Origin of the sequence: Pseudomonas sp. S04 (assembly GCF_009834545.1) — a bacterium.
GTDB lineage: Bacteria > Pseudomonadota > Gammaproteobacteria > Pseudomonadales > Pseudomonadaceae > Aquipseudomonas.
The window spans coordinates 3,297,903-3,315,172 of the sequence record NZ_CP019427.1 but is presented as its reverse complement, the minus strand read 5'-3'; the positions used below and the strand labels follow the sequence as shown (position 1 = coordinate 3,315,172).

Genomic DNA, 17,270 nt, shown 5'->3' with positions numbered 1-17,270 from the left:
GAATCAGCTCCCGCTCTGCTCAAAGCCTGTGAAGAAACTGGCCACGTGCTCGGCGTCCAGGGCCTGGACGGTGGCAGGGTTCCAGCGTGGATTCTTGTCTTTATCGATCAGCAAGGCGCGTACTCCCTCGATCAGGTCGCCACGGGCGAACCATTGACGGTCCAGGTGCAGTTCCAGGGCAAAGCAGCGTTCCAGGCTCAGTTCGCGGCCGCGGCGGAGCATTTCCAGGGTCACGGCCATCGCCAGCGGGGAGCGGGTCTGCAGCAGGTTGGCGGTGTCCACGGCCCACTGATGGCTGTCGGCGACGGTCACGCTGCGCAGTTGTTCGATGATGCTTGGCACGTCCGGCAGGTCGAAAAAGTGGTCAATGGCTGGGCGCAGGGCTTGCAGCGGGGGGGCGGGCAGGTGCTGCACTGCCAGTTGGGCCAACAGCCCTTGCAGGTCCTTGAGCGGCGTATCGTGCCACTGCAGGTTATCCAGGCGCTGGTCCAGCTCGCTCAGTTGCTCACTTGCCAGGTACCAGTCGGCCAGGCCGCAATACAGTGCATCGGCGGCGCGAATCTGTACCCCGCTGACCCCCAGGTAGATCCCCAGCTCGCCCGGGATGCGCGGCAGGAAATAACTGCCGCCGACATCCGGGAAATAACCGATACCGACTTCCGGCATCGCCAGGCGGCTGTGTTCGGTGACCAGGCGCAGGTCGGCGCCTTGCACCAGGCCCATGCCGCCGCCCAGGACAAAACCGTCCATCAGTGCCAGGACCGGTTTGCGGTATTGGTGAATAGCCAGGTCGAGGGCGTACTCCTCAACGAAAAAATCTTCGTGCAGGGTGTCGCCGGCTTGGTAGCTGTCATACAGCGAACGGATGTCGCCGCCAGCACAGAAGGCTTTTTCCCCGGCGCCGCGCAGCACCACGGCATGCACCTGCGAATCCCGGGCCCAGGCCTCGAGTTGGCGGTGCAGGGTGCGGACCATGTCCAGGGTCAGGGCATTGAGGCCGGCGGGGCGATTGAGGGTCAGGTGGCCAATATGGTTGCGCACCTCGGCCAGGACTTCGTTGCGCGTGGCATCCATGGCCTTTACCTGCGTAGATAAAACCTCAGCAGTCATCGGTAACTCCCTGCTTTTATTGTTCTTTATGGAAATGCCCAGGCGCGGGCGATCGTCGATCGTAACAGTGCAAATTTGCCAAGTACAACCCGGATGAATGCAGGTTCGGTGTGCATTTTTGCAATATCGAAACTGCCGTCGACGATATTTTTAACTGAATAGGGCATTCACGACAGAATCGGCTGTGAATCGGCCGACGTCAGCATAACCATGCTGTTTGCGCAGCCCTGAACGACACCTCGAAGGTTACGTCTGTGGGCATTCTGCTCATCGATTTGCAACCGTCTGCATCAGAGGTTTCAGGTCGACAGGGGTGCGCGGCCAGGGGTGTTTCCTGTACAAGTTCAGCGTTGAAAATCTGGATAAACGTTTTGACGTGGAACGGGCTCGAGGAGCAGGGGACAGCAACTGGTCCCGACCGGCCGGTCAGAGCGAGCGTTTGCAGTAATTTCTCTCGGGCCGTTGAAGTGAGGCAAGACGTACATGGCGGATATCCGCGATCTGTCGATTGTGCTTGATCGTATCGACCAGGCCATTATCGAGGTGCTGCGCCACGATGGGCGCATCACTTATCAAAAGCTTTCCGAGCTCGTGCACCTGACACCCAGGCCCTGCCTTGAACGGGTGCGCAAGCTCGAACAACTGGGGGTGATTCGTGGCTATGGGGCGATTCTCGACGAGAAAAAGCTGACCCCTGGCTTGTCATTGCTGGTGCTGGTAGCACTGTCGAACCAGAGTGGGCGCGCCGCGCAAAAGGCCTTTGAAGCCAAGGTCAGGGCGTGCCCGCAAGTGCTGGAATGCCAACTGATCAGCGGCGCCTTCGACTACAGCCTGCGCATGCGTTGTCGCGACATGGAGCACTATCGGGTCCTGACCGAAGTCTGGTTTGACGACCCGGAGTTGCACATCGACAAACTGGTCAGCCACCCCGAACTGGCGATGGTCAAGACGTCGTCTTGAGGTTGTGGTCTTTTGATCCTGGGTTTGTGGGTATATCCGCCCAACGGCGGGTCACTTTGGCAAACGCCGGAATGCCGCCCGCCAGCACTGTAGGAGCGAGCCTTGCTCGCGATGGACGTCAACGATGACGCGTCTCTCCTGATTCAACGCGGCGCTCTCGGGTTTCTCGCGAGCAGGCTCGCTCCTACAGGTTTTGGTGGCTGTATGTGAGCTCTGTGATGGAGCGAGCCGCAGGCGGGCGCTCGCTCCTACAAACGCATCAGCGCTCAAGCGCTGGGCTGTATCAGCCTTGGCCGCTCAGTACCTGGCCGATGCTGCGACGCTTGGCGTGACGCTCGCTGGCGTGGATCAACTGTTCGAGGTCTTCGGGGGTGACGTCGAAGAAGGCCTCCAGTTCGGCCAGCGCCGCCTTCAGGTCCTCGGCGTTGATGGCCTGGCTGTCGGTGGGCGGGTGGTCGGCGGGGATCATTGGCACCGGTTCGGCAGGGCGCTTGGGGTAACGAATGCGCGTCAGGTTGTTGTACCCCAGGGCGCTCAGCAGCAGGGTCGATGCGCCCAGCATCACCGGGGCCAGTGCCTGCCAGTCGAGGGCGATGGTCGCCGGATCCGCCAGCACCATTAGCAGCGCCAGGGCCCCTGCCGGTGGGTGCAGGCAACGCAGCCAGCACATCAGGATCAAGCCCAGGCCGGCCGCGAGGCAGGCACTGGCCAGCGTGCGTCCCAGCACGTGAGCTACCAGCAACGCCATCACGGTGGCACACAGGTAGCCACCGATGATTGACCAGGGCTGGGCCAGCGCACCGGATGACACGGCAAACAGCAGCACTGCCGACGCTCCCAGGGGGCCGATCAAGTGCAGGGCAATCTGCATGCCGAAGACCTGGGCACAGGCCCAGACACTCAGCAGGGTGCCCAGCGACATGCCGATGGCAGCGCGGCTCCATTCGGTAGGGCGGGTGTTGATGGCAGCGGGAATCCAGCGAGCGAACATGGGTAGGACGGTCCAATTGCAAAGGGCAGGCAAAAAGAAGGGCTTGGCTGGTTCTCCAGCAAGCCCTTTAAGCGTTCCAACATTTGGGGGAGGAACCGGCACAGTGTGCCGGCCAACTCGCAGCCTGACAAATTCATATTAATGATCTTTAAGTTCATTAATGTTGAAGTTAAATCGACCCGCGCGCAGCCCTGCACCCCGGTTTGTCGCTAAGGACGCAAGTCCAGGCGCATGGCACAGCGCCGATGGCGGGGCAGGCCGTGGGCCGCTTCCTCATCCAGCAGTTGCTGCAGGCGGGGATCGATCTGCTGTGCATCCAGGGTGACAAAACCACTGCGCCGATAAAACAGCTCGTTCCAAGGCAATTCACAGAAGGTGGTCAGGGTCACTGCCAGCAGCCGCTGGTCCCGGGCGTGCTCGATCGCCGCCTGCAACAACTGCCGACCCAAACCCTGGCCCTGAGCTTCACGATCAACCGACAGTTCCTCGATATGCAACTGGCCGCCCGTCACAGCGGCGCTGAGAAAACCGACGATGCACCTATCCGCCGCCTCGACCACCCACACCGGGCAAGTTGCGATGCGCTGGCGATGCTCTGGGCCACAGATCACCGCTGCGTCGACCAGCCAGGCCAGGTCGGGGTCCTGGGCAAACAGGCGGGCCGCCGAGCGCTCGATGTCGGGTAGGGCGTCGGCATCCTCGACTCGGGCTCGACGCAAGACACAGGTCATGCCCACTGCTTAGGCGATGGCAGCAGCGGGCCACTGCTGCTGCGGGATTGGCAGATGGCAGGACTCGCCGCGCCCCATGGGGAAGTACTTGAAGCCATTGCGAGCCAGGCGTTCTGCGTCGTATAGGTTGCGTCCGTCGAAAATCACCGGCGCCTTGAGACGCTGCTGGATCAACTCGAAGTCGGGGGCCTTGAACTGCTGCCATTCGGTGCAGATGATCAGCGCGTCGGCGTCCTTGAGGACTGACTCTGGCGTGCCCATCAACATCAGCCGGGTCTCGTTCGGGTACAGCTTCTGGGTTTCCTGCATGGCTTCGGGGTCGAATGCGCTGACCGATGCGCCGGCGGCCCACAACGCTTCCATCAAGACGCGACTCGGGGCGTCACGCATGTCGTCGGTATTGGGCTTGAACGCCAGGCCCCAGAGGGCAAAGGTCTTGCCGGCCAGGTTGCCGTTGTAGAACGCCTTGATCCGCTCGAACAGCTTGTGTTTTTGCCGTTCGTTGATGGCTTCCACGGCTTGCAGCAGGTCGCTGGAGCAATTGGCTTGCTCGGCGCTGTGAATCAAGGCCCGCATGTCCTTGGGAAAACATGAACCGCCATAACCACAGCCGGGGTAGATGAAGTGATAGCCGATGCGTTGGTCGGCGCCGATGCCCAGGCGCACCGACTCGATGTCGGCCCCCAGGTGTTCGGCCAATTCGGCGATCTGGTTGATGAAGCTGATCTTGGTCGCAAGCATGCAGTTGGCGGCGTACTTGGTCAGTTCGGCGCTGCGCAGGTCCATGAACAGGATGCGGTCGTGGTTGCGGTTGAACGGCGCATACAGGTCGCGCATCACCTCGCGGACTTCGTCGCTGTCGCAACCGACAATGATCCGGTCGGGACGCCGGCAGTCAGCGACCGCTGAGCCTTCCTTGAGAAACTCGGGGTTGGAGACGATATCGAATTTCAAGCTGCGCCCGGCGGCCAACAACTGGCGCTCAATGTGCGCGCGCAGGGTGTCGCCAGTGCCCACCGGCACGGTGGATTTCTCGGCGAGGATCAGCGGCTGCTGGCGGTGGCGGGCCACTGCATCGCCGACTGACAACACATGGCGCAGATCGGCCGCACCGTCGTCGTCGGACGGCGTGCCCACGGCGATGAACAGCACCTGGCAGTGCTCGATGGCGAGCTTTTCGTCGCAGCTGAAATGCAGCCGTCCAGACTCCAGGCCTTCACGTACCAGGCTGGCCAACCCAGGTTCAAAAATGCTCACATGCCCCTGCTGCAGCAGCGCAATCTTTTGCTCATCGATGTCCATGCAGACCACATCGTGGCCCACTTCGGCCAGCACGGCAGCCTGCACCAGGCCCACGTAGCCACTCCCGATTACACTGATTTTCATGAGGCATTCCTGAGGTCTGAAGTACTGTTGCTGCGCGAATTGATGGTGATGACTCCGAGGATGACCAGGGCCACCCCCAGGGAGCGGGACAGGCTGAAGTCTTCGTTGAACAGCGGCAGGCTCGCCGCCAGCAGGTAGACCAGGGCGTAGCTGATACTCAGCAGCGAATAGGCGCGACCCAGGGGCAAATCACGCAAGGCCAGCAGCCAGCAGAGCATCGACAGCCCGTAGGCAAGGATGGCGCTGAGTACCACCGCCACCGCGAAGGGGTCGACCGTGCCGTCCTGCAGGGCCGTCCACCACTGCGCTGGCAGCGGCAGATGGCTCATGCTCCAGCGCATGCCCAACTGGGCCGTGCTGACCAGCACCACGCTGGCCATGCCAAAAGCGATTCCACGACCCACGCTCATAGCTGCCTCCCGAGCAGAATCACCCCGGCGATCACCAGGGCGACGCCGATCCAGTGCCGGCGGTCGATCGTTTCATGGAACACGAAGCGGGCCACCAGGGTGATCAGCACAAAGTTCAGGCTCAGCATCGGGTAAGCCACCCCGACATCGAGCCGTTGCAGCACCAGCAACCACACCAGCAGGCCCAGGCCCAGGCTCGCCAGCGCCAGCCACAGCCAGGGCGAGCGCAGTTTGTCGAGCAGCGCCGAAGGCCGTTCGCGCCAGCTTTCCACCGCGTACTTCTGCGCCACCTGGCCCAGGCACGTCAGGAGGCAGGCGAGCCCTACGAGTATCAGGCTCATGGCTGACTCTTGGGGAAAATCAGGATCACCAGATTGCCTTGGTCATAACGCTTGAAGTCCTGGGGCAACATGTCGATTTCGTAATGCTCCTCGCCATTGATCCGCATGACGACGCCCACCTGGCCTTGCTGGCGGGCTGCGCTCATCCATTGCGGGACCTTGAGGAAGTCCACCCGGCGATGCAGGGTGTCAGGATACGCCAGACCATATTTCACTTCGCCTACGGTGTTGTACAGCGCCACGTCCGCGCGGTTGAGGCGCCAGGCCAGGGCCGAGGCGGCGCCCAGGTCGTTGCTCAACAGCCGGGTGCTCTGGCTGAGCTCCTGCAGATGGTCATTGATGAACTGGTCCGGGGTCTTGTTGTATACCACCGAGTTTGGCAGGCCGGCCGGCAGCAGGGCGATGAACAGCCAACTGCCGAGCACGGGGGCGGCCCACAGTTGCAAAGGGCGCAGGGCCTGCAGGGTGTTGCACAGCAACCAACCGATCACGGCAACGCTAACCAGCACCAGGTGCTCGGGTTCGTTGTTGTACAGCGGCTTCTTGATCTGGAAATACACCAGCGCCAGCAAGACCAGGCCACCCAGGGCCAGGTTGAATGCAGCGTTGAGACGGATGACCCGGGTCTGGCGGTTTCTCAGGCGATCCACCAGGGCATGGCCCATCAACAGCGCCAGCGGCAACAGGCAGGGAAAGATGTAGCTCGGCAACTTGCCCTTGGCCAAACTGAAGAAGGCCAGTGGTAGCAGCAGCCACAACAGCAGGAAGCCGATGCTGGCCTGGCGCCGATTTTGCCAGGCCTGGCGGATGGCGACCGGCAACAACGCAACCCATGGCAGGCTGAACGCCAGCAGCAGCGGCAGGTAGTACCACCAGGGCTCCGCGTGTTGTGCATCGGCACCGGCAAACCGGCGGATGTGTTCGTGCCAGAAGAAGAAATTCCAGAAGTCCGGCTCCTGGGCATGTACCGCCAGTGCCCAGGGCAGGCTCACCAGCACCGCGACCAGCACGGCCACGCCGCCGTAGGTCAGCAGTTCGCGAAGGCGCTTTTGCCAGGCCATGTAGGGCAGGGCGATCAGCACCGGCAGCAACCAGGCGAGGAAACCCTTGGTCATGAAACCCATGCCGCAGGCCAGTCCAGTCAGCGCCCAGTAGCCCAGGCGGGCACGTGGCGTCTGGCTGTCAAAGGCCAGCCACAGCCCCACCAGGCTCAGGTTGACCCAGAAGGTGAATTGCGGATCGAGGTTGGCATAGCCGCCCTGGCCGACCACCACGCAGAAACTCATGTAGAGCAGGGCGCAGGTCAGGCTCTTGCGCGAGTCGTTCCACAGGCGCCGGGCAATCAGGTAGGTCAGCACGATGCTCAGGCCGGTGCTCAGGGCCGAGGCCACGCGCACACCAAACAGGTTGTCGCCAAACAGCGCCTGGCCCAGGGCGATCATCCAGTAGCCAGCCACCGGTTTTTCGAAATAGCGGATGCCCATGAAGTGCGGTGAGGCCCAGTTTCCGGTCAGGAGCATTTCCTGGCTGATCTGCGCGTAGCGGGTTTCATCGGGAATCCACAGGCCGTGGGAGGTCATTGGCAGCAGGTAGAACAGACCGAAGGCCAGCAGCAATAAAGGCAATATCCAGCGTCTGCTCATGCGCCTTGCACCCCCAGCCAACCTTCACGGCCGGCCAGCGTGCCACGTAAGACCCGGCCCGCAGGCAGGCTGTCGAGCGTCTCGGGAAGCAAGTTGCCCAAGGGCTGGAAGCGGATGTCGCGCGCGCGCGCCTGCACCAGCAATTGACGGAAATGCTCAGCCATCAGAATCCCTTCTACCTCTGCGTGTACGGTGTAGACGTTCAGCTGCGAGGGGCTGAATCGATCCAGAATGAATGGGTTGAACCCGTCGGCGGCCACCAGCGGGCCGACCACTTCGTCGAAAGTCGGCAAGTCCACCGGAATCTGTGGGGTACCGAGACTGCCGTCGGCCAGGCGCGGACGAAACAGGCTGTGCCCGCGGCAGTCACTGTTGTAGCGAAAAGCAAAAGCTTGCTTGGCGCCGATCACCCGCTCATCGGCGCGCCAACCGGCGGCGGCCGAACAGTCCACGGTTTGGCCGAGAATATCGCTGAGACAGTCGACGCCTCGGCGGATCTGTTCGCTCAGCTGCGCATCGCTCCAGCGCCCGGCGTTGGCCTGCCAGCCGTGGTGGTCCCAGGCATGCAGGCCGATTTCATGGCCGGCGGCCGCGGCCCGGCGCATCAAGTGCCCGAGATCGCGGCCGATGGGCTTGCCAGGCCAGGCGGTGCCCGCCAGCAGAATGTCCCAGCCGTACAGGCCGGCGGCATTGGAGCGCAACATTTTCCAGAGGAACTGCGGGCGGATCAGGCGCCACAGGTGGCGCCCCATGTTGTCCGGGCCAACGCTGAAGAAAAACGTCGCCTTGACCTGCGCCTCATCGAGCATGTCCAACAACCGAGGCACGCCTTCGCGGGTGCCCCGGTACGTATCGACATCGATTCGAAGGCCCGCCTGCATCAACGCTGGTCCGCGATTTCGAGCATGGCTTCACGCAGAAAGAAGTCCAGCGTATTGCCGATGGTTTCGCGCATGTGCACGGTCGGGGTCCAGTCCAGCAGGCGCTTGGCATTGTTGATGCTCGGCTTGCGGTGCGCGACGTCCTGGTAGCCGTTGCCGTAGAACGCCTTGCTCTCGACCTCGCGGAAACCGGCGAACGGCGGGAAATTGCCGCGCAGTGGATGCGCCTCGAACTGGCGCAGCAGTTCCTCGCCCAGTTGGCGGATGCTGGCCTCGTTGTCCGGGTTGCCGATGTTGATGATCTGGCCGGTGCAGGCGCCATTGCGGTTGTCGATGATCCGCGCCAGGGCTTCGATGCCGTCGGCGATGTCGGTGAAACAACGTTTCTGCTCGCCGCCGTCAAACAGGCGGATCGGCGTGCCTTCCACCAGGTTGAGGATCAACTGGGTGATGGCCCGGGAGCTGCCGATCCGCGCGGAGTCCAGGCGGTCCAGGCGCGGACCCATCCAGTTGAACGGCCGGAACAGGGTGAAATCCAGGCCTTGCTGGCCGTAGGCCCAGATCACCCGGTCCAGCAGTTGCTTGGATACCGAGTAGATCCAGCGCTGCTTGTTGATCGGGCCGACGACCAGGTTAGAGGTGTCTTCGTCGAAGTTCTGGTCCTGGCACATGCCATAGACTTCCGAAGTCGACGGGAAGATCACGCGCTTGTTGTACTTAACGCAGTAGCGAACCAGCTTGAGGTTCTCTTCGAAGTCCAGTTCAAACACCCGCAGCGGGTTGCGGGTGTATTCGATGGGGGTGGCGATGGCCACCAGCGGCAAGACCACGTCGCATTTCTTGATGTGGTACTCGATCCACTCGGAGTGAATGCTGATATCGCCTTCGACGTAGTGGAAATTGGGGTGGCTGCGCAGGCGCTCGATGGCGTCGGAGCCGATGTCCAGGCCATAGACTTCGTACTGGTCGTCGCGCAACAGGCGCTCGGACAGGTGGTTGCCAATGAAACCGTTGACGCCCAGGATCAGCACCCGGGTGCGCCGAGGGCTGCGCCCCGATTCGGCGCCGCGCAGCACGGAACCCTCGACCAGGCCCAGTTCGTCGGCCAGTTGCGGGCCACTGAGGAACAGGCCGTTGTCGTTGCGCTGGCCAGAGGCGATCAGCAGCGAGTCTTCACCGCAGGCAATGCGCAATGGGTCGACGCTGATCACACGTCCAGGTGCCAGGCCTTCATTGCCCTTGACCACTTCGGCAGTCCAGACGATCAGCTTGTGCTCGCCGACGGCACAGAAGGCGCCAGGGTAGGGCTGGGTTACAGCGCGCACCAGGTTGAACAGTTGCTCGGCCGGTTGCTGCCACAGCAGTTTGCCGTCCGCCGCGGTGCGGCGCCCGAACACCGTGGCGCGGGATTCGTCCTGGGCGGTTTCGCTGGTTTTGCCCTGGATCAGCAGGGGCAAGGTGTCACGTAGCAGGCTGGCGGCGGCTTCACGCAGCTTGCCGTGCAGGCTCAGCGCGGTGTCGCTGCGTTCGATGGCGACCGCTTGTTGGGCGACGATGGCCCCGGCGTCGGCGCGCTTGACCATGCGGTGCAGGGTGACGCCGGTCTGGGTTTCGCCCTTGACCAGCACCCAGTTGGCCGGGGCGCGGCCACGGTAGGCCGGCAGCAACGAACCATGCAGGTTGAACGCGCCCTGGCGCGCGGTTGCCAGCAGCGGCTCGCTCAACAGGTTGCGGTAATAGAAGGAGAACAGGTAGTCGGGGTTGAGCTTGGCGATGCGCTCGATCCACAGCGGATGGTTGACGTCTTCCGGCGCATGCACGGTGATGCCCTTGCGTGCGCACAGTTGCGCGACCGAGCCATAGAAGGTGTTTTCCTTGGGATCGTCGGCATGGGTAAACACCGCGCTGATCCGAATCCCCGCTGCGAGCAGGGCTTCGATGCCGGCGCAACCAATGTCGTGATAGGCAAAAACAACAGCGTTTGAACTCATGGCGAAACCTGATCAGTAGAAGTGGAAGTCAAACCGTCGACAGTGACAGCGGGAGCCGGCATGGCGGGTTGGTTGCGCAGGACTTTTTCGATGAAGAACCGTGGCCGCGCCCGCACATCACCGTACATCCGCCCCAGGTACTCGCCCAACAGGCCCATGCCGATGAACTGGCCGCCGGTGAACACGAACAGGATGGCGAACAGCACGAACATGCCGTCACCGGCCCAGCCGGCACCAAAGGCCAGGCGCAAGACAATCAGGGTCAGGGCGAAGAGCATGCCCAGCGCCGCCATGCTGAAGCCGATGATGCTCAGCAGGCGCAGCGGGGTGGTGGTCATGCACGTGATCAGGTCGAACATCAGGTTGATCAGGCGCATGGTGCTGTACTTGGACTCGCCATGCTCGCGCTCGGCGTGCTGCACCAGGATCTCGGTGGTGTGGCGGGCAAAGCTGTTGGCCAGGATCGGTATGAAGGTGCTGCGCTCGCGGCAGGCCAGCATCGCGTTGACCACGGTGCGCCGATAGGCCCGCAGCATGCAGCCGTAGTCGCTCATGGCGACCCCGGTGGAGCGCTTGACCGCAAGGTTGATCAACTTCGACGGGTAGCGGCGCAAGGCCGAGTCCTGGCGATTGTTGCGTACCGTGGCCACCACGTCGTAGCCTAACTCGGCCTGGGCCACCAAGCGCGGGATTTCTTCCGGCGGGTTCTGCAGGTCGGCGTCGAGGGTAATCACCACATCGCCCTTGCACTGTTCGAAACCGGCCATGATCGCCGCATGCTGCCCATAGTTGCGATTGAGGATCACCGCCACCACCTTGCTGCCGTCGCGGGCGGCGGCTTCTTCGAGCAGTTGTGCAGAGTTGTCGCGGCTGCCGTCGTCGACCAGGACGATTTCATAGTCCTGCTTGAGTTGGCGGCAAGCCGCTTCAGTGCGGCGCAACAACTCGGGCAGGCTTTCTTCTTCGTTGTAGACCGGGATAACGATCGACACGCAATGGATTGGATAAGGCTTCAAAGGCTTGGGTCCAGGGTCTGTGCAATGGCGCCCACCACGGGTTCGACGTCATTGGCAGTCATGTCAGGGAACAATGGGATCGAACTCTGGGGTGTCGAGTTCCGTGGAAAGCTCGGCTTCACTGAATAAATTGTCACAGAGTAACTCAAGAAAAATAATCCATATCAAACGGTTAGCCGACAATGATGAAAAAGCGCATGAATTGACTTTTTCCGGCGGGACCGGCAGCGTGGGCTCAGGCAGAACCTGATTCGGATGCGCTGAGAGTAAGCGCGAAAATGTGAAAGTGACATGAAAAATCGGTGCCCGGATCGTTTAACTTAGACGTTTACAGCAATTGTTCAGGGTACGCTCAGGGCAGGCGTTTTTATCGGAAACTTCCTACGGGTTTAGCCTGTCAGACCCTGCTTCAATAACCCGTTCGACTATTAATAGACTTCAACAGATGAACCGTCTCTGTTGAGCACTTTTCATTAAAGGTCCTTTCAGTTTGTTCGATTTACCCGATACCGCAGACACACCGACGCCCGCCGTGCAACGCCCCAACCCACTGACGCTGTACCTGGCGCGCCTGGCACCCTCCAGCCAGTTGACCCTGCGTTATGTCTTGCAGGATGCGGCTGACCGCCTGGGTTTTGATGAGTTGAACATGGAAGACATTCCCTGGCACCAGTTGCAGCCCGAGGACGTGATCGCGCTGGTGGCGGCGTTGCGCAGCGACGGCTACGCGCCCAACACCTCATCCCTGTACGTCAACGCGATACGGGGGGTGATGAACGAAGCCTGGCGCATGAGCCTGATCAGCCATGAGCACCTGCTGAAAATCCGCTCGGTCAAAGGCATCGCCGGCACACGCCTGTCCCAGGGCCGCAACCTCAAGCGCACCCTGATCCACGACCTGATGGCGGTGTGCGCCGCCGACCCACGGCCCCAGGGCCTGCGCGATGCGGCGATCATTGGGATTCTGTACGGTTCGGGCATGCGCAAGTCGGAGTCGGTCAACCTCGACCTGGCGCAGGTCGACTTCGCCGAACGCAGCCTGCAGGTCACGGGCAAGGGCAATAAACAGTTGATCAAGTACGCGCCGAGTTGGGCCTTTGCCAAGCTCGAGGCCTGGCTCGAGCTGCGGCGTTCGTTTCTCGAAGAGGGGCAGGCGGACGATGGCTTCCTGTTCAATCGCATTCGCCGTGGCAGCCACATCACCCGCGAGCGGATAACCAAGCATGCGATCTACTACATTGCCCGGCAACGCGGCACCCAGGTCGGCGTGAAGATCATGCCCCACGATTTCCGCCGTTCATTCATCACCCGGGTGATCGAGGAACACGACCTGTCGATCGCGCAGAAGCTGGCGCACCACAGCAACATCCAGACCACCGCCAATTACGATGTGCGCGACGACAATGAGCGGCGGCGCGCTGTAGATCGTTTTGATTTGTGATAAAAGACTTATTAAACAATAGGATATAGCTGATTGTTGAAGTGATTTGTATGGTCGAGTTGCGCGCCTTTGTCACCCAGGTTCCGCAGGCTATTTCTCTGCAACTTGATTATTCAGCACGCTCGGCCAATCAGAATCATTCACCGTGCCGAGTATCTGCAACTTGCCATCCGGCCCGACTGCCGCAAACAAGGCGCTGGTGTACTCGGCTTTGCGGGCATTCTTGAAGCCGTTCTGGGCTTCAAAATCGCTGATGCAGCCACTGTGGGTGACCAGCACCAGATTGCGCTGCGCGGTCTTGTGCGCCAGCACCTCGGCACCCATGGTCGCGCCGCAGGCTGCCAGCCATTCCTGTTGGGGTACCACGTGGGCCGAGAGGTAGTGCGCGGTTTGTACCGTGCGGGTGGCCGGGCTGGTGAGCAGGTCGGTGTGCGCAAGCCCCAGGGTATCCAGGGCCTGGCCCACTTGCCGGGCCGCGTCCCTGCCGACTTCGGTGATGCCGTCGGCGGGGCCCAGGCAGGGATTGCTCGACTGGTCACAGCGTTCGGCATGGCGCACCAGCACCACGATTTCCCCGGCCTGCCAGCGTTGCAACACACTGGCCTTTTGCAGCTGATTCCCTTGCGCCAGCAACATCGGCGATCCCGGCCAGGCAACGAACCCCATTACCAGTGCCGCTACCAGCAGGGTCAAGATGACAAGGGCCAACTTGCGCATCGGCTGTTTAACCAAGCTTTCACCGGATAACTTCGGTGTTGGGGACATAACCACAGCGTTCACCTGTAGAGCGTAAATACCACACTGAAATGATCCTGGCGTTGCGCGTGCAAGGCGCTCGCCGGACAAATGATGTCGCGCACTGTAGGCGTCGGCAGGTGGCAGACGAGTGAAACCAATGTGAAAAATTCGCTTTAGCCAGGAAGCAAGTAATAACGGATGTAAATCATTGGCGTCAGTTGGCCGGACCACCCTTGTGCGTGACCGTTGGTCGCTTCAGTCTCCGGGCCTGTCGATCGTTGGTCGGGCCAGTCGACTAGTGCATGAGTCTTTCCATCAGCCAACGTGCAACAGGAGTCCGAGCATGTCCTATGTCGATGGTTTTCTAGCCGCTGTGCCCACGGCCAAACGCGAGGCGTTCCGCCACCATGCCGAGACCATGGCGCAGATCTTCAAGGAATTTGGTGCACTGAACGTGAGTGAGTGCTGGGGCGACGATGTGCCCGAGGGCAAGCTGACGTCGTTTCCCCTGGCGGTGAAGCTTGAGGAGGGCGAAACCGTGGTGTTTTCCTGGATTCTGTGGCCCGATCGCCAAACGCGCGACGCCGGCATGGCCCGCTTCATGGCCGACCCGCGCGTGCATGAGCCGGGCAACCAGATGCCATTCGATGGCCAACGCATGGTGTTCGGCGGTTTCCAGCGGATTGTCGACGTCTAGCGTGTCGGGCCCGGGGTGTTCATTCGTGAGGACAGATCCGGCAACTCTTGCGGTTACGGATCTCCTCTTGCGAAGGCCGTTGCTTGACGAACTCGAACCGTGGTTCGCCTTCGTTGTAAGTCACCAGCCAGCCCCATTCCAGCTCTGACTCGTCCTGCCCTTGCCGGGGTGGCTCAGCCCACCAGGGTTCTTTACCGACTATCTGGCGCATGACGTCCTCCCGCTTATCCAGTGGGTTCGAGGGTGCAACTCAAGGGGGCGCTGGCCGGGCGTTGCAGCAGCGCCTGGTTGCCGTTCTGGGAAAAACTGTAGGAACCGCGCGCGTCCTGGCCACTGTAGCGCTCCCCCGAGTCACTCGGCACCTGGGAGAGGGTGATCGAGGTCGTGGCCCAGCGCAGGTAGAGCACGTCCGGGCCGGCCTTGAAGTAGGTGGCGGCCACCAGCGCGTCAAGCCCGTTGCAATGAAACGCCAGCGGGCCATCGGTCAGCCGGCTGGGGTCTTTGGTCCTGACGATGGCGGAGCCCTGGCGCAACTGGTGGGCCCGCTCGGCATAGGCTTGGCGGATACAGGCCTTGGGCTCGGCGGTGGAGGCGCACTGATTGCGATCCAGGGTCCAGTAGCGTTGGTCGGTCATGACCTTGTCCGGGCGCGGCACCGAGCGCTCATCGGTGAGGGCCAAGCGATACAGCCGGTACAGTTCGAGGTCCATGCGGGCCAGTTGCGGATCGCGGCAGATCAGCTTTTCCACCACCAGGCTGGCCTGGGCACACTCGAAACTGGTTTTGTACAGGGAGTCTGCCCAGGTACGTTCGCTGCTCACCGCGCAGGCGCCGGTGGCGAGGAGGGTGGTGCACAGGGTCGTGAGCGTTTTCATGCTGGCTTCACTCAGATCATCAGGTACTGCCCGGGCAACGGTGAGCGCCATGATCCGCGTTATGGGTCTATCAGTGTAAGTCAGTGGGCAAAACTTGCCACCGGCACGGCCTACCGCAGGGCTGGTGGCCGCTGAGATAGACTGCACGGCAAGAGAGCAAGCGTGGGAGCGGTTGACATGGATTCGCTGATCACGGCAGCTGCCCGGGCACTGGCGGTGGGCGACCCGCTGGGGGCACTCAGGCACGTCGCCTTGCGCGACGATCCGCCGGCGCTGGCCCTACGCGGGATTGCCATGGCGCAGTTGGGCGACTTTGCGCGGGCCAAGGCCTTGCTGCGCCGGGCCAGCCATGACTTTGACCCGAACGAACGGGTGGCGCGGGCGCGCTGCGTGGTGGCTGAGGCGGAAATTGCCTTTGCCGCGCGGGACCTCGGCTGGCCGCAACCGGCCCTGGAGGCGGCGCGCGAGTGCCTGCAACTGCACGGTGACCGGATCAATGCCGCCCATGCCCGCTACTTGCAGATTCGCCGGCTGCTGCTGATTGGCCAACTCGACGTGGCCGAGGGCCAACTCGCGGCACTGCAGCCGGGCACGCTGCCACCGGGGTTGCGGGCGATCCATGGGCTGATTGTCGCGGGTTTGGCGATCCGCCGTCTGGATGCCCCGGCGGCGCGCCTGGCCTTGGCCGCCGCCGAACAGGCCGCACGGTTGGCCGCAATCCCGGCGCTTGGTGCCGAAGTGGCAAGCGCCTGGCAGGTACTCCAGGCCCCGGCGGCGCGATTGACCTGCCAGGGCGCAGAACGACTGTTGGACCTGGAGGCCGTCCAGGCGCTGCTAGGGTCCGGGGCACTGGTGCTCGACGCGCGTCGTTATCAGGTCCAGCAGCGTGATGCGCGGATTTCCCTGGCGGGCCGTCCGGTGTTGATGGCGCTGCTGACCGTGCTCGGCGAAGCCTGGCCGCAGGCGGTGCCCAGGGCTACGCTGATCGCTCGGGTGTTCCGCCTGAAACTCAGCGATGACTCCCAGCGGGTCCGTCTGCGGGTGGAAATCGGTCGCTTGCGCGCGATGTTGCGCCCACTGGCCCAGGTCACCGCAACCCCGGGCGGTTATGCCCTGGTGCTGCCTGCATCGGGCGCGCTGGCGGTCCTGGCATGGCCCATCGAAGCGCCCCACAGCGAGGTGCTGGCACTGTTGATGGACGGTGAGTGTTGGTCGAGCTCGGCCCTGGCCCTGGCGTTGGGCGTTAGCCAGCGCAGCGTGCAGCGGGCCCTCGAGGCGCTGGCGGCTGAGGGTAAGGCGCAAATGTTCGGCCGTGGTCGGGCGGCGCGCTGGACCCGCCCACCGATTCCGCGATTCGCGACCACATTGTTACTCCCGCTGCCTTGGTCCGGTGATTAGGCTCAAGGCTCCCAACCACTACGAGGATGTCGCGATGAAACAGTCAGCCGCAAGCATAGTGCGTGAGTACGGGCCTTTTCCCGGGGTCGACAGCGTGCACGGCGTCACCTGGGACGGTGAGCGCGTGTGGTTCGCCAACAACCTGGGCCTGATCGCCTTCGACCCGGACAGTGGCGAGGCGCTGGATACGTTCGCGATGGCCGCCGATGCCGGCACCGCTTTCGACGGCCAGCACCTGTACCAGATTGCCGGGAACCAGATCCACAAAATCGACCCTGCCAGCGGACGCGTACTGGGCAGCATCCCGGCACCCGGTGGCAGTGACTCGGGGCTGACCTGGGCCGAAGGGTCGCTGTGGGTCGGTGAGTACCAGGACCGGCAGATCCATCAGATCGACCCCGCTTCGGGGGAAATCCTGCGGACCCTGCAATCGAACCGCTTTGTCACGGGCGTGACCTGGGTCGACGGTGAGTTCTGGCACGGCACCTGGGAGGGCGAGGAGAGTGAACTGCGGCGGATCGACCCGCAGAGCGGCGAAGTGCTGGAGACCCTCAACATGCCCGCCGGGGTCGGAGTCTCGGGCCTGGAGTCTGATGGCGCCGAGCAGTTCTTCTGCGGCGGTGGCAACAGCGGCCGCGTGCGGGTGGTGCGGCGGCGCTGA

Annotated in this window: 18 protein-coding genes; 5 read left to right on the top strand and 13 right to left on the bottom strand. The window is 62.6% G+C overall.

Annotated features, from left to right (window positions below):
* Window positions 1-3 precede the first annotated feature (3 nt).
* The gene (locus PspS04_RS14630; protein ID WP_159996149.1) at window positions 4-1,110 is read right to left on the bottom strand and encodes an enoyl-CoA hydratase/isomerase family protein; all 1,107 of its coding nucleotides are present in this window, start codon (window positions 1,108-1,110) and stop codon (window positions 4-6) included.
* Between the two features lie 483 nt (window positions 1,111-1,593).
* Between PspS04_RS14630 and PspS04_RS14625 the strand changes: the two genes are divergently transcribed.
* A complete protein-coding gene (locus PspS04_RS14625; RefSeq protein ID WP_095171484.1) occupies window positions 1,594-2,070 on the top strand; it encodes an Lrp/AsnC family transcriptional regulator in 477 nt (158 codons plus the stop codon).
* A 283-nt stretch (window positions 2,071-2,353) separates the two neighbouring features.
* On the opposite strand, the gene PspS04_RS14620 is transcribed toward PspS04_RS14625, so the two are convergent.
* The 9 genes from PspS04_RS14620 to arnC form a co-directional block, all read right to left on the bottom strand.
* On the bottom strand, window positions 2,354-3,061 hold the full coding sequence (locus PspS04_RS14620) for an HPP family protein (protein ID WP_095171486.1): 708 nt from the start codon (window positions 3,059-3,061) through the stop codon (window positions 2,354-2,356).
* 209 nt (window positions 3,062-3,270) lie between these two features.
* Window positions 3,271-3,792, bottom strand: coding sequence for a GNAT family N-acetyltransferase (locus PspS04_RS14615; protein WP_159996147.1), 522 nt, complete (start codon window positions 3,790-3,792; stop codon window positions 3,271-3,273).
* A gap of 9 nt (window positions 3,793-3,801) precedes the next feature.
* The gene (locus tag PspS04_RS14610; RefSeq protein ID WP_159996145.1) at window positions 3,802-5,178 is read right to left on the bottom strand and encodes a UDP-glucose dehydrogenase family protein; all 1,377 of its coding nucleotides are present in this window, start codon (window positions 5,176-5,178) and stop codon (window positions 3,802-3,804) included.
* On the bottom strand, window positions 5,175-5,588 hold the full coding sequence (gene arnF, locus PspS04_RS14605) for a 4-amino-4-deoxy-L-arabinose-phosphoundecaprenol flippase subunit ArnF (protein ID WP_159996143.1): 414 nt from the start codon (window positions 5,586-5,588) through the stop codon (window positions 5,175-5,177). Before arnF ends, PspS04_RS14610 begins: the two co-directional genes overlap by 4 nt.
* Window positions 5,585-5,929 (bottom strand): 4-amino-4-deoxy-L-arabinose-phosphoundecaprenol flippase subunit ArnE, encoded by a 345-nt coding sequence (gene arnE, locus PspS04_RS14600; RefSeq protein WP_095171493.1) that lies wholly within the window; start codon window positions 5,927-5,929, stop codon window positions 5,585-5,587. The genes arnF and arnE overlap by 4 nt, the downstream gene beginning before the upstream one ends.
* Window positions 5,926-7,572, bottom strand: a complete 1,647-nt coding sequence (gene arnT / locus PspS04_RS14595) for a lipid IV(A) 4-amino-4-deoxy-L-arabinosyltransferase (RefSeq protein WP_159996141.1) — start codon at window positions 7,570-7,572, stop codon at window positions 5,926-5,928. Before arnT ends, arnE begins: the two co-directional genes overlap by 4 nt.
* Window positions 7,569-8,453, bottom strand: a complete 885-nt coding sequence (arnD, locus tag PspS04_RS14590; RefSeq protein ID WP_095171496.1) for a 4-deoxy-4-formamido-L-arabinose-phosphoundecaprenol deformylase — start codon at window positions 8,451-8,453, stop codon at window positions 7,569-7,571. Before arnD ends, arnT begins: the two co-directional genes overlap by 4 nt.
* Entirely contained in the window at window positions 8,453-10,444 is a 1,992-nt protein-coding gene (gene arnA, locus PspS04_RS14585; RefSeq protein ID WP_159996139.1) for a bifunctional UDP-4-amino-4-deoxy-L-arabinose formyltransferase/UDP-glucuronic acid oxidase ArnA, read from the bottom strand. Before arnA ends, arnD begins: the two co-directional genes overlap by 1 nt.
* Window positions 10,441-11,460, bottom strand: a complete 1,020-nt coding sequence (gene arnC / locus PspS04_RS14580; RefSeq protein WP_159996137.1) for an undecaprenyl-phosphate 4-deoxy-4-formamido-L-arabinose transferase — start codon at window positions 11,458-11,460, stop codon at window positions 10,441-10,443. The genes arnA and arnC overlap by 4 nt, the downstream gene beginning before the upstream one ends.
* Window positions 11,461-11,950: 490 nt before the next feature.
* Between arnC and PspS04_RS14575 the strand changes: the two genes are divergently transcribed.
* Window positions 11,951-12,901 carry a site-specific integrase gene (locus PspS04_RS14575; RefSeq protein WP_095171501.1) on the top strand — a complete coding sequence of 317 codons (951 nt, stop codon included), beginning with the start codon at window positions 11,951-11,953 and terminating at the stop codon, window positions 12,899-12,901.
* A 90-nt stretch (window positions 12,902-12,991) separates the two neighbouring features.
* On the opposite strand, the gene PspS04_RS14570 is transcribed toward PspS04_RS14575, so the two are convergent.
* Entirely contained in the window at window positions 12,992-13,618 is a 627-nt protein-coding gene (locus PspS04_RS14570) for a histidine phosphatase family protein (RefSeq protein ID WP_159996135.1), read from the bottom strand.
* A 364-nt stretch (window positions 13,619-13,982) separates the two neighbouring features.
* Here PspS04_RS14570 and PspS04_RS14565 point away from each other — a divergent pair, with 364 nt between their 5' ends.
* The gene (locus PspS04_RS14565) at window positions 13,983-14,336 is read left to right on the top strand and encodes a DUF1428 domain-containing protein (RefSeq protein ID WP_095171505.1); all 354 of its coding nucleotides are present in this window, start codon (window positions 13,983-13,985) and stop codon (window positions 14,334-14,336) included.
* A gap of 19 nt (window positions 14,337-14,355) precedes the next feature.
* On the opposite strand, the gene PspS04_RS14560 is transcribed toward PspS04_RS14565, so the two are convergent.
* A complete protein-coding gene (locus PspS04_RS14560) occupies window positions 14,356-14,547 on the bottom strand; it encodes a hypothetical protein (RefSeq protein ID WP_159996133.1) in 192 nt (63 codons plus the stop codon).
* A gap of 13 nt (window positions 14,548-14,560) precedes the next feature.
* Window positions 14,561-15,211: an MliC family protein gene (locus PspS04_RS14555; RefSeq protein ID WP_095171508.1), complete on the bottom strand. Its 651-nt coding sequence runs from the start codon at window positions 15,209-15,211 to the stop codon at window positions 14,561-14,563.
* Between the two features lie 177 nt (window positions 15,212-15,388).
* Between PspS04_RS14555 and PspS04_RS14550 the strand changes: the two genes are divergently transcribed.
* On the top strand, window positions 15,389-16,609 hold the full coding sequence (locus PspS04_RS14550) for a helix-turn-helix domain-containing protein (protein WP_159996131.1): 1,221 nt from the start codon (window positions 15,389-15,391) through the stop codon (window positions 16,607-16,609).
* Window positions 16,610-16,643: 34 nt separating this feature from the next.
* The gene (locus PspS04_RS14545) at window positions 16,644-17,270 is read left to right on the top strand and encodes a Vgb family protein (RefSeq protein ID WP_159996129.1); all 627 of its coding nucleotides are present in this window, start codon (window positions 16,644-16,646) and stop codon (window positions 17,268-17,270) included.

Coding starts and splice junctions, on each gene's coding strand:
- PspS04_RS14630 (WP_159996149.1), bottom strand. CDS start 1,110: ATGACTGCTGAGGTTTTATCTACGCAGGTAAAGGCCATGGATGCCACG.
- PspS04_RS14625 (WP_095171484.1), top strand. CDS start 1,594: ATGGCGGATATCCGCGATCTGTCGATTGTGCTTGATCGTATCGACCAG.
- PspS04_RS14620 (WP_095171486.1), bottom strand. CDS start 3,061: ATGTTCGCTCGCTGGATTCCCGCTGCCATCAACACCCGCCCTACCGAA.
- PspS04_RS14615 (WP_159996147.1), bottom strand. CDS start 3,792: ATGACCTGTGTCTTGCGTCGAGCCCGAGTCGAGGATGCCGACGCCCTA.
- PspS04_RS14610 (WP_159996145.1), bottom strand. CDS start 5,178: ATGAAAATCAGTGTAATCGGGAGTGGCTACGTGGGCCTGGTGCAGGCT.
- arnF (WP_159996143.1), bottom strand. CDS start 5,588: ATGAGCGTGGGTCGTGGAATCGCTTTTGGCATGGCCAGCGTGGTGCTG.
- arnE (WP_095171493.1), bottom strand. CDS start 5,929: ATGAGCCTGATACTCGTAGGGCTCGCCTGCCTCCTGACGTGCCTGGGC.
- arnT (WP_159996141.1), bottom strand. CDS start 7,572: ATGAGCAGACGCTGGATATTGCCTTTATTGCTGCTGGCCTTCGGTCTG.
- arnD (WP_095171496.1), bottom strand. CDS start 8,453: ATGCAGGCGGGCCTTCGAATCGATGTCGATACGTACCGGGGCACCCGC.
- arnA (WP_159996139.1), bottom strand. CDS start 10,444: ATGAGTTCAAACGCTGTTGTTTTTGCCTATCACGACATTGGTTGCGCC.
- PspS04_RS14570 (WP_159996135.1), bottom strand. CDS start 13,618: ATGCGCAAGTTGGCCCTTGTCATCTTGACCCTGCTGGTAGCGGCACTG.
- PspS04_RS14565 (WP_095171505.1), top strand. CDS start 13,983: ATGTCCTATGTCGATGGTTTTCTAGCCGCTGTGCCCACGGCCAAACGC.
- PspS04_RS14560 (WP_159996133.1), bottom strand. CDS start 14,547: ATGCGCCAGATAGTCGGTAAAGAACCCTGGTGGGCTGAGCCACCCCGG.
- PspS04_RS14555 (WP_095171508.1), bottom strand. CDS start 15,211: ATGAAAACGCTCACGACCCTGTGCACCACCCTCCTCGCCACCGGCGCC.
- PspS04_RS14550 (WP_159996131.1), top strand. CDS start 15,389: ATGGATTCGCTGATCACGGCAGCTGCCCGGGCACTGGCGGTGGGCGAC.
- PspS04_RS14545 (WP_159996129.1), top strand. CDS start 16,644: ATGAAACAGTCAGCCGCAAGCATAGTGCGTGAGTACGGGCCTTTTCCC.